The 10,294-nt window shown below is 72.2% G+C and carries 8 protein-coding genes; 4 read left to right on the top strand and 4 right to left on the bottom strand.

All coding sequences use genetic code 11. The features are described from left to right. Positions 1-8: 8 nt before the first annotated feature. From WMF19_RS16515 to WMF19_RS16505, 3 genes are all read left to right on the top strand, one after another. Positions 9-1,247, top strand: coding sequence for a choice-of-anchor L domain-containing protein (locus WMF19_RS16515; RefSeq protein WP_437900008.1), 1,239 nt, complete (start codon positions 9-11; stop codon positions 1,245-1,247). 139 nt (positions 1,248-1,386) lie between these two features. Continuing rightward, positions 1,387-2,280, top strand: a complete 894-nt coding sequence (locus WMF19_RS16510; protein ID WP_437900007.1) for a LysR family transcriptional regulator — start codon at positions 1,387-1,389, stop codon at positions 2,278-2,280. Between the two features lie 62 nt (positions 2,281-2,342). After that, on the top strand, positions 2,343-4,034 hold the full coding sequence (locus tag WMF19_RS16505; protein WP_437900006.1) for a right-handed parallel beta-helix repeat-containing protein: 1,692 nt from the start codon (positions 2,343-2,345) through the stop codon (positions 4,032-4,034). Positions 4,035-4,059: 25 nt separating this feature from the next. Here WMF19_RS16505 and WMF19_RS16500 read toward each other — a convergent pair whose 3' ends face one another. Beyond that, positions 4,060-4,971, bottom strand: a complete 912-nt coding sequence (locus tag WMF19_RS16500; RefSeq protein WP_437900005.1) for a helix-turn-helix domain-containing protein — start codon at positions 4,969-4,971, stop codon at positions 4,060-4,062. Positions 4,972-5,126: 155 nt separating this feature from the next. Here WMF19_RS16500 and WMF19_RS16495 point away from each other — a divergent pair, with 155 nt between their 5' ends. After that, entirely contained in the window at positions 5,127-6,182 is a 1,056-nt protein-coding gene (locus WMF19_RS16495) for an aldo/keto reductase (RefSeq protein ID WP_437901640.1), read from the top strand. Between the two features lie 31 nt (positions 6,183-6,213). On the opposite strand, the gene WMF19_RS16490 is transcribed toward WMF19_RS16495, so the two are convergent. The 3 genes from WMF19_RS16490 to WMF19_RS16480 form a co-directional block, all read right to left on the bottom strand. Continuing rightward, positions 6,214-6,936, bottom strand: coding sequence for a type II toxin-antitoxin system RatA family toxin (locus tag WMF19_RS16490; RefSeq protein ID WP_437900004.1), 723 nt, complete (start codon positions 6,934-6,936; stop codon positions 6,214-6,216). A 344-nt stretch (positions 6,937-7,280) separates the two neighbouring features. Then, positions 7,281-8,846, bottom strand: coding sequence for an aminopeptidase (locus tag WMF19_RS16485; RefSeq protein WP_437900003.1), 1,566 nt, complete (start codon positions 8,844-8,846; stop codon positions 7,281-7,283). A 196-nt stretch (positions 8,847-9,042) separates the two neighbouring features. Beyond that, positions 9,043-10,155, bottom strand: coding sequence for an S-(hydroxymethyl)glutathione dehydrogenase/class III alcohol dehydrogenase (locus tag WMF19_RS16480; RefSeq protein ID WP_437900002.1), 1,113 nt, complete (start codon positions 10,153-10,155; stop codon positions 9,043-9,045). Positions 10,156-10,294 lie beyond the last annotated feature (139 nt).

Here is a 10,294-nt window from a genome sequence, read left to right as displayed (position 1 = left end):
GATGCACCATGAGAGGCGGGCGCTTCGTCTATTTGGGTCTCTGCGCGAGCATCGGGGCGGCGCTCTGGTCCTCGGGCGCGTGCTCCGCGACGGCGCACCTCCAGCAGGCGCCTGGCGAGGGCGGCGGGGGCGCGACCAGCGCCACGACGGCGGAGGCGGGCGCCGGCGGAGCCACCGGTACGACGGGCTCCTGGGCTGATTTCGGCGACGGTGGCGCGCCGACGGAGGACGGGGCCTCACCCGACGAGGACGGCGACGGGTTCACCGTCGAGGACGGCGACTGCAACGACGGCGACCCGAACGTCAACCCAGGCGCCGTCGAGGTCGTGATCACGGAGCCTGACCAGAGCGGCGCGGTGCCCGAGCCAGTCGACGAGGACTGCGACGGCGTGATCGACAACGCGCCGACGGCCTGCGACAGGAACATCGCTCCCGCCGACTTCGACGCCATCCACGGGGCCCACGCGATCGACCTCTGCGCCAAGGCGTCGCCCGGCGACAGGAAGTGGGGCGTGCTGAGCGCGCAGTACGTGCGCGGCGACGGCTCGCCCGCGGCGCCCTCGCCCGCTGTGGGCGTGCTCGACTCCTTCGGCCCCAACGTGCGCCCGCAGGGCGGGACCCGCCTGCTCGTCCTGTCCTCGGGCCGCGCCCGGATCGCCCAGTGGCCGGGCGCGTGCAACGCGGACAGCTGCAAGAACTACGGAGCGGGCACGGCGCCGCCCGGCTTCCCGCAAGACAACCCCGCGTGCTCTCCGTCGGCGAACATCAACGACGACATCGCCCTCGAGCTCGTCATCCGCACGCCGACGAACGCGACCGGCTACGAGTTCGCGTTCAAGTTCTACACCTTCGAATACCCGGAGTTCGTCTGCGACGCCTTCAACGACCAGTTCGTCGCCCTGGCGACGCCGGCCCCGCCAGGGTCGCTCAACGGCAATCTGTCGTTCGACAGCGTGGGCAACCCCGTCAGCGTCAACATCAGCTTCTTCGAGGTCTGCGAGGACTGCCCGCTCGGGACTGACGAGCTCGAGGGCACCGGCTTCGGGCTCTGGAACGACGCCGGCGCGACCGGCTGGCTTCGGACGCAGGCCCCGGTGACCGGCGGCGAGGAGCTCAAGCTCCGGTTCATGATCTTCGACACCGGCGACGACAGGCTCGACTCGACCGCGCTCGTCGACGGCTTCAAGTGGGTCGCGAACGGCGGCACCGTCCCGCTCGAGACCGCGCCCGTCGAGGATCCCCGGTAGCGCCCCGGGGTCCGGACCACCCGAGCCCTCCGGAGCACGCGCGCCGGCCGCGCCGCGCGCCGGCCGCGCCGCGCGCCGTGGCCGGCGCGATCCCGGTTCTCTTGGTCAGGATTGTTGCGCTGGACGATACAATGCCGCCATGCTGCTCCCTTCCTTGGAGAACCTCGCCTGCTTCGAGGCCGCGGCGCGGACGCTGAACTTCCGGACCGCAGCGCGCGCCGTCGCGCTCAGCCCCGCCGCGTTCGGGCAGCGCATCCGGCAGATCGAGGAGCAGGTCGGCGCTCCGCTGTTCGAGCGCACCACGCGCCGGGTGCAGCTGACGCCGCGCGGGCTCGCCTTGCTGCCGCGCGCCCGCCAGTGCCTGGCGCTCGCCGAGGACTGCCTCCGCAGCGCGATGCGCCCCGCGCCCGCGCCGGTCGAGCTGACGCTCGGAACGCGGTTCGAGCTCGGGATGTCGTGGATCGTCCCCCAGCTCGGCACGCTGACGCGGCGGCGCCCCGAGCTGACGCTCCACCTCTATTTCGGCGCCTCCGACGACCTGCTGAGGCGCCTCCACGACCGCAGCGTCGATTGCGTCGTCACCAGCGCCCGCTGGAGCGCCACGAGCCTCGCGGCGGAGACGCTGCACGAGGAGCGCTACGCGTTCGTCGCCTCCCCCAGGCTGCTCCGGCGCGAGGCGTTCGCCCGCCCGGAGCACGCGTCGCGGCACTGCCTGCTCGACATCGACCCGACCATGCCGCTGTTCCGGTACCTCGCCGATCAGGCGGGCGGCGCCGGCTGCTTCGCGTTCGCGCGGCACCGCTGGGTGGGGCTCGGCGCCGCCATCAAGGCGCTGGTCCTCGCCGGCGAGGGCGTCGCCGTGCTGCCGCGCCACATGGTCGCCGCCGAGCTCCGCGGCGGCAAGCTGAAGCGGATCCTGCCGTCCGCGCCCCTCGCGCGCGATCATTTCCGGCTCGTCTACCGGCGCGACGACCCGCGGAGCTCGCTCTACGCGAAGCTCGCCGAGTCGCTGCGCGCGGTGCCGATCCAGTGAGGCGCGCGCTCGCCGGCGCCGCGCGGAGCAGGGTGAACGGCGTAGACTCCCGACCGAGGACCATGAGCGATCTCCCCGGCGCCAGCGCGCGCCTCCCCGCGACGCCGATCACGGCGCAGGACATCAACGGCGGACCGGACCCCGAGCGCCGCGTCCCCTTCATCATCACGGCGCCCGGCGTGTACGCCCTCGTGGAGGACGTCGACTGGGTGGCGCGGGACGCGAACGCGCGGGCCATCACGATCGCGAGCGACGACGTCACCCTCGACCTGGGCGGCAGGACGCTGCGGCAGATCGACCCACCGGCGCCCGTCATCGCCCCCGACCCGGGCGCGAGGCCTTGCCGGGGCGAGGTCGTCTCCGGGAACGTCGGCGTGTTCGCCGAGGGGAGGGCGCGGCTCGTCATCAGGAACGGCAGCGTGCTCGGGATCCAGGGGGTCGGGATCGCCGCCAGGGCGTGCAGCCAGCTGGATCTGCTCGATCTGTCGGTCCGGCGCTGCGGCGGCGACGGCGTGATCGACACGGGCTTCCTGTGCCGCAACGGCGGGATCTTCGTGATGGGCGCCCGGGACGCGGCCGGCGGCGTCGCCTTCGCGGAAGGCATCCGGATGATCAACTGCGTGTGCTCGGAGAACACGAGCCGGCTCGATTTCGTCGTGACGCTGGGCGCGCTCGTCCTGTTCTGCGACGACGTGCAGGTCAAGGAGTGCGTGTTCAACCGCACGGCGAACACCAGCGCCCAGCCGAGCGGCGTGCAGTTCAACGTCGTCGGCGTCGACTTCGTCATCTGCCGCAACGTGCTCGTGGAGGACTGCGAGGCGCACGACAACACGTCGGGCGGAGAGCCGGCCGGCTTCTTCGCGTGGGGAGAGAACTACAAGTTCCTGCGCTGCAGGGCGAACCGGAACTTCACGCTCACCGGGAACCGCGCGTGCGGGTTCAACATCTCGACCACCAGCAACCTGGAGATGGTCGAGTGCGAGGCGGACGGGAACTACAACGCGAACCCGGCCGCGTCCGCCGATGGGGTCAAGGATTTCTCCGCGCTCGGCTTTCGCATCGGCAGGGCGGTGTACCGCGGGCTGCTCGAGGGCTGCCGCGCGATCGGCAACCACGGCGCGAGCGCGAACGCGCCCGCCGGCGGCTTCGCGCTCCACTCGACCCGCCACGTGGTGCTGAGGCGCTGCGTGGCCGTGGGGAACAGGAACGCGAGCGGGACCGCCGAGGACGACGGGCTCGCGGCTGGGTTCATCGCCTCGACGCCGCTCGCGGATCCGCAGGGCGGCCTCGTGGGCGGCGAGGGCAACGCGTTCGTCGACTGCATCGCCGACGGCAACACCGTCCACCGCGCGCCCCTGTTCGTGCAGCCGCCGGCCCCCCCGGTCGACGCCGGTCCGTCGCGCGGCGACCCGCAGAAGGGCGCGGGGTTCCTGCTCGAGCGGCAGAGCGACGCGAGGATCATCGGCTGCCAGTCCGCGAACAACGACGGCAAAGGGATCTGGCTGAGGGCCTGCGCGCGCGCGCTCGTCGAGGGAAACACGCTGTCGAGGAACGCGCTCTTCGGCATCCAGAACGAGGATCCCGCAGGGCTCAGCGTCTTCACGGGCAACCGGGCGCATCTCAACGGGTCCCGGCACCGCCACAACTACGTCGGCCTGCCGCCGGGCACGCCGGTCCGCAAATGGACGCTCGGCTCCCCTCCCCTCGACGGCCCTCCGGACGGGATAGCCAACCTCAGCACCCGGCTGCCCTGAGGGGTCCTCGAGCGCCTCGCGGCGATCACCGGCCACGGGCGAGCGCGCCCGGGGTGATCCCGAACCGCCGCTTGAAGAGCCGTGTCAGGTGGCTCTGGTCGGCGAAGCCGAGCGCGCCCGCGAGCTCCCCGATCGGGCGGCCGCCGGCGAGCAGCGCCTCGCGGGCGCGGTCGAGCCGCCGCCGCGTCACGTAGGCGAGCGGCGGCTCCCCCAGCGCTCGCTTGAACTCCCGCGCCATGTGCGCGGGGCTCAGCCCGGCCACGCCGGAGAGCGCCTCCAGCCCGAAATCGTCGCCGAGGTGCGCCTCGATGTAGTCGAGCAAGCGCCGCAGCGTCGCAGGGGACAGCCCGCCCCGAGCCGGCCGCTCCGGCCGGGCCGCATGGCGGGCGCCGAGCCGCGCCGCGAGCCCGGAGAGCATCGCGTCCGCAAAGAGCGCGCCCGTGGCGCCGCCGCGCGAGACCTCGACCAGCAGCGCGCGCAGCACGTGCTCGATCTGGGCGTCCACGAGCCCCACGCGGGGCTCGAGCAGCAGCTCCCGCACCCCGGCGAGCCGCGCGAGCCGCGCTGGGTCGAGCACGAGCGCGCCATAGATCGTGGCCTCGCTCACGCGATGGGAGAAAGGCACCTCCGCGGGCTGGAGCCAGAGGCTGCCGGGCGGCATCTCCACGCGCTCGAAGCCGCGCTGGCCCTTTCGCTCGAAGCGCAGCGGCGCGTCCGCGAGGTTGATGGCGATATAATGGCCAGCGACGGCGAGGTGGTCTGTCTCCCAGGACGGGTTCACGCCTAGCTCGGCCACCATGCCGGTCCAGCGCAGCGAGCGGCTGGACGCGCGGATCTCCGCCTGCCGGAGCGCCTCGATGGGCTCGCGGGTGCCGGCGCGGACGAACGGGATGGCGCTGCGGGAGGCGCGGGAGGCGCGAGTGGCGCGGGATGCCATTGGAGAGCCGGCCCAGCATGCGCCTGCGGCGCGGGGCCGGTCAACGCAGCAGCCGGGTTCCAGGGAGCGCAGCGGCGTTCTATAGCGCCCTTCCCGCCCGCCCTAGGCTGCCCGTCGCCGGGCGACGACTGCGCCCGAGGAGGACGACCATGGAGATGCGTTACAAGCTGCTCGGCGGCAGCGGGCTCAAGGTCTCGGAGATCAGCCTTGGCACGATGACCTTCGGCGAGGACTGGGGCTTCGGCGCCTCGGCCGAGGCGTGCCGCGGCATCCTCGAGGCGTACCGCGCCCGCGGCGGCAACTTCATCGACACCGCCAACAAGTACACGAACGGCAGCGCCGAGCGGATCGTCGGGGAGCTCGTCCGCGGCGATCGCGGCGCGTGGGTCATCGCGACGAAGTACTCGCTCTCGATGAACGACGCCGATCCGAGCGCGAGCGGCAACGGCAGGAAGAACCTTGTCCAGTCCGTCGAGGCGAGCCTCAAGCGCCTGGGGACGGACTACATCGATCTGCTCTGGGTCCATGCGTGGGACTGGACGACGCCGGAGGCCGAGCTCATGCGCGCGCTCGACGACGTGGTGCGCGCGGGCAAGGTGCTCTATGTCGGCATGTCCGACGCGCCTGCCTGGGTCGTCTCCCGGGCGAACGCGATCGCCGAGCTCCGGGGCTGGTCGCAATTCATCGGCATCGAGATCGAGTACAGCCTGATCGAGCGCACGGTGGAGCGGGAGCTCGTCCCGATGGCGTCCCGGCTCGGCCTGGGCGTGCTCGCGTGGGCGCCCATGGCCGGCGGCGTGCTCACGGGCAAATACACGCGGGGTGGCGGCAAGGACGCCGCGCGCGCGGCGATGAACCAGGGGCGCCTGGACGACCGGGGCCTGCGCGTCGCGCGCGCGGTCGACGCGGTGGCCGACGAGCTCGGGTGCTCCTCGGCGCAGGTGGCGCTCGCGTGGCTCAGGTCGCGCCCGGCGCAGGTCATCCCCATCATCGGCGCCCGGAAGCCCGAGCAGATGCAGGACTGCCTGGGCTGCCTCGACGTCGTCTTGCCCGCCGCGGCCCTCGAGGGGCTCGACGCGGCGAGCCGGGTGCCGCTCGGCTTTCCTTACGAGTTCCTGGGCGACCCCGGCACCGAGCGGGTCGTCTACGGCGCCACGGCGGCGCGGCTCGACGTGCCCAACCCCGTCCGGCGGCTCGCCTCGGGCGGGTGACGCCGGCCTCGCCGCCTCGATCGCGCGCGCGTCAGCGATTCCCGTCCTGCGCCTGCTCGACGCGCGCCCGAATGGCCCCGACGGCGCGCGCCGAACCGTCCAGGTTCTCCGCGTTGAGGAGGCTCTTCGGCAGCGGCAGCTTCGGCCGGAGGAACACCTCGAGGGACAGGCGCGTCGACTGGGCGTCGATCTTCTCGAGCCGCCAGGTGGCCTGGAGATCTTGCACATTGCCGGAGATGAAGCGGGACGCGTACGTCTCGACGCCATCCTCGACGACCGGCTTCTGGATCTCGATGCGCGCCCACATCGTGACTGCGCCCGAGAGGGCCGAGACCTCCATGTAGAGATCCCACCCGCCCGCGGGCGTGCGCCCGAGCAAGCGGCACTTCTTGTAGTGCGGCATGAACTCCGGATAACGCTCGAACGAGAGCACCGCGGCGCGCACGCGCTCCAGCGAGCCCTTCACGACCACCGTCGACCGTCCACGCGCAAATCCGGTGCTTCCTATCGGGACTGCCATGCTCGTGATCCCGGTCGTATCGGGCGCCGGCTGCGCGCTCTCGGCCTGCTCGCCGTCGCTCGTGGCGGCCGGCAGGACATCGCCTCTGGCGCGCTGTGCCGGCAGGCGCGGTACATCCAGGTTGATCCCCGGTTCCCCCGTGCTGCACGCGGCGGCCGCGAGGGCGAGTCCCCCGGCGAGCGCGCGCGGGATCGGTGCGCGATGGCCGGTCGTGGTCGAGCGAGTTCTCCGCATGGAGGCCCAGCTTGCCAGCGACGTGCCGGCCGCCCCCATCGCCCGATGATACCGTGCAACACATCCGCTCGGGCCGCCCCCGTCCCTGCCACCAGGAACGGATCACCCGCCCATCGAGCGTGGAAAACACGAGCCCTCTCCCGATTCTCCACGAGAGCGCGGAGCCCCTGTCTGGTCCTTCCCGCCCTACCGATTCGTCCCGCCTCTCCCCCCCAAGCAAACGTCAGCGGGGCTCACCCGCACAGGAGACGGGCCCAGATCGGCGTTTTCGGCGCGGAAGCGTACTCTTGTACGCTGAGCACCGAAAACGTCGAGGTGGGCCCGTATCCGAAGCGGGTGAGCCCCTACGACTCGCCGGAGAGATAGGCTGTTAGGCTCGGAATGGGGACGCCTGTCGGGCGGCCGAACTGCCAGTCCGCCGACTCGACCCCGACGCCGCCGATGTCGAGGTGGATGAACGGCAGCGCCCCCCCCTTGAGCCCCGAGGCGATGTCGAGGAACGCGAAGGGGAACTGGTGCCCGCGCGGCGTGTTCACCGAGGCGAGGCGGTTCGAGGAGACCACGTCCTCGGCGCTCGACCGGGGCGCCACGAACGTGTAGTCCTCGCGCCGCGGCCGGACGCGCTCCATCGGCTCGCCCCAGCGCTCCGCGAGGACGTCGAGCCGATCGAGCTCCTCGCGCGCGGCGGAGTTGCCGATCGCGCCGGTATAAGGCCCATGGGCGCGGTAGACGTGCCCGGTCAGCGTCGCGACCGAGAACACGATAGGGTCCGCCGCGCCGCTCATGGCGAGCTCCCGCGAGAGCGCGAGCAGGTCAGCCAGGATGAGGCGCCCCTCGGCGTCGGTGTTGCCGATCCGCACGCGCACGCCGGCGCGGCTGCGGATGATCTCGTCGCTCACATAAGACTCCTCGCCGATGCTGTTGCGCACGAGCCCGAGGAGCCCGACGATGCGCACGCCCTCCAGGCCGAGCGCCGCGGCCGCGCGCACGAGGCCGGCGACCGCGCCGGCGCCGCCCTTGTCCCGGGACATCCCGGCCATGTGCCCGTCGGTCTTCAGATCGACGCCGCCCGTGTCGTAGGTGACGCCCTTGCCCGCGAGCAGCACCGTTCGCCGGATCTCCCCGCGAGGCCTGTAGTCGAGCCGCACGACGCACGGCCGGTGCCGCTCGACGACCCGCGACGCCCGCGAGACCGCGCTGATGAGCGGATAGTCATCGACGTTGCGCTCGATCTTGACGAGCACCCCCGTCCTGGCGAATGCCGCCTCGCACATCTCGGCGACGCGGCGGGGCGCCATCCGCTCCGGCTCGGTGCCCGTGATGTCGCGGCAGAGCGCCCGACCGACCTCGATGGCCGCGATCTCGCGGGCGCGCGCCTCCGACAGCCCGAGCACCGCGACCGACTCGGCCGAGCGCGGGGCCATCTCGGCCTCGCGCGCCTCGAGCGGCGTCCACTGGCTCCCGAGCGCGGCGAGCGCGCCCACCTCCACGGCCCGCGCGAACCGCGGCGCAGCGCCCACCGGAGCGCGCACGACGAGCAGCGGCCGGCTCGCCCCCGCGTCCACCGCCCGCGCGAAGCCGGCCGCCGCCGCCTCCGCGACGGAGCGGACGTCATCGACGTCTTCCGAGAGCGGCCCCATCGGCGCGAGCACCAGGCGCCCGCCAGGCACCCCCGGCGCCGGCAGGACGAGCGGAGCACACTTGCCCTCGAGCGCGGAGTCGACGCGCGCCGCAGCCTCGACCACCGCGCCCACGGCGGACCCGAGCCCCCCCGCGTACTTCGCGATGGGCGATGGCGCGACGAGGACGACAGCATCGCAGGCCGCGATCGCCGCGGTCGACTCCGCGAGGGCGTTGGCGGGCAGCCCCGCCAGGGAGGTGACATGGACCATGGCGGCGAATGATGTCACAGGGGTCAGCATTTTTGCAGCACCCGTCGCCGCCGATAGGGCACCGACACGCGCCCCGAGGAGCAGGCCTGGCGCGCGCGGGCATGGCGCGCGCGCCGCGCTCGGCGCGCGCCATGCCCGCGCGCCGAGCGGCCTAGTGCGCTCGTCCGCCCCTGCGGTCACGCGCGAGGCGGCCCGCGTCGAGCTCCGCGCAGCTTCAGGAGAAGAGCACGACGCTGCGGATCGACTCGCCTTCATGCATGAGGTCGAAGGAGTGATTGATGTCGTCGAGCGGCATCGTGTGGGTGATGAGCTCGTCGATCTTGATCTTGCCCTCCATGTACCAGTCGACGATCTTGGGAACGTCGGTGCGCCCCTTGGCGCCGCCGAACGCGGTGCCCTTCCAGACCCGCCCGGTGACGAGCTGGAAGGGGCGCGTGGCGATCTCCTCGCCGGCCCCCGCGACGCCGATGATGATGCTCGTCCCCCAGCCCTTGTGGCAGCACTCGAGCGCCTGGCGCATCACCTTGACGTTGCCGATGCACTCGAAGCTGAAATCGGCGCCGCCCCGGGTCAGATCGACGAGGTAGGGCACGAGATCCCCCGCCACCTCGTTCGGGTTGACGAAGTGGGTCATGCCGAACCTCTCGGCCAGCTCGCGGCGCTTCGGGTTGATGTCGACGCCGACGATGATGTCGGCGCCGGCCATCCGGGCGCCCTGGATCACGTTCAGCCCGATGCCGCCGAGGCCGAAGACCACCACGTTGTCTCCGGGCCTCACCTGCGCGGTGTTGATGACGGCGCCGATACCCGTCGTCACGCCGCAGCCGATATAACAGACCTTGTCGAACGGCGCGTCCTCGCGGATCTTGGCGACGGCGATCTCGGGAAGGACGGTGAAGCTCGAGAAGGTCGACGTGCCCATGTAATGGTGAATCCGCTCCTTGCCGATCGAGAACCGGCTCGTCCCGTCCGGCATGAGCCCGCGCCCCTGCGTGGCGCGGATGGCCTGGCACAGGTTGGTCTTTCCGCTCGTACAATACGAGCACTGCCGGCACTCGGGTGTGTAGAGGGGAATCACGTGATCGCCCTTCTTGAGGCTCTTCACGGACGGCCCGACGTCGACGACGACGCCCGCGCCCTCGTGGCCGAGGATCGCGGGGAAGAGGCCCTCCGGATCCTTGCCTGAGAGCGTGTAAGCGTCGGTGTGACAGACGCCGGTCGCCTTGATCTCGATGAGGACCTCGCCCTCGCGAGGGCCCTCCACCTGAACGTCCTCGACCGTCAGCTTCTCGCCGGCCTTGTGGGCCACGGCTGCGCGCGCTTTCATGATCGGTGGTTCTCCTCCCGCAAGCGGGGCGTTCGGGGCCGAGCGGCGCCCGAGCCCCTCCAATAGCCGGGCGGGGAAGCAGGTTTCAAGGGGGACCCCGCTGGCGACGCCCCGCGCCGCCCGCCGTCCAGCCTGCCCG

It is taken from the genome of Sorangium sp. So ce124, from assembly GCF_051525235.1.
Lineage (GTDB): Bacteria > Myxococcota_A > Polyangia > Polyangiales > Polyangiaceae > Sorangium > Sorangium atrum.
This window is presented reverse-complemented; position numbering and strand designations above follow the sequence as displayed.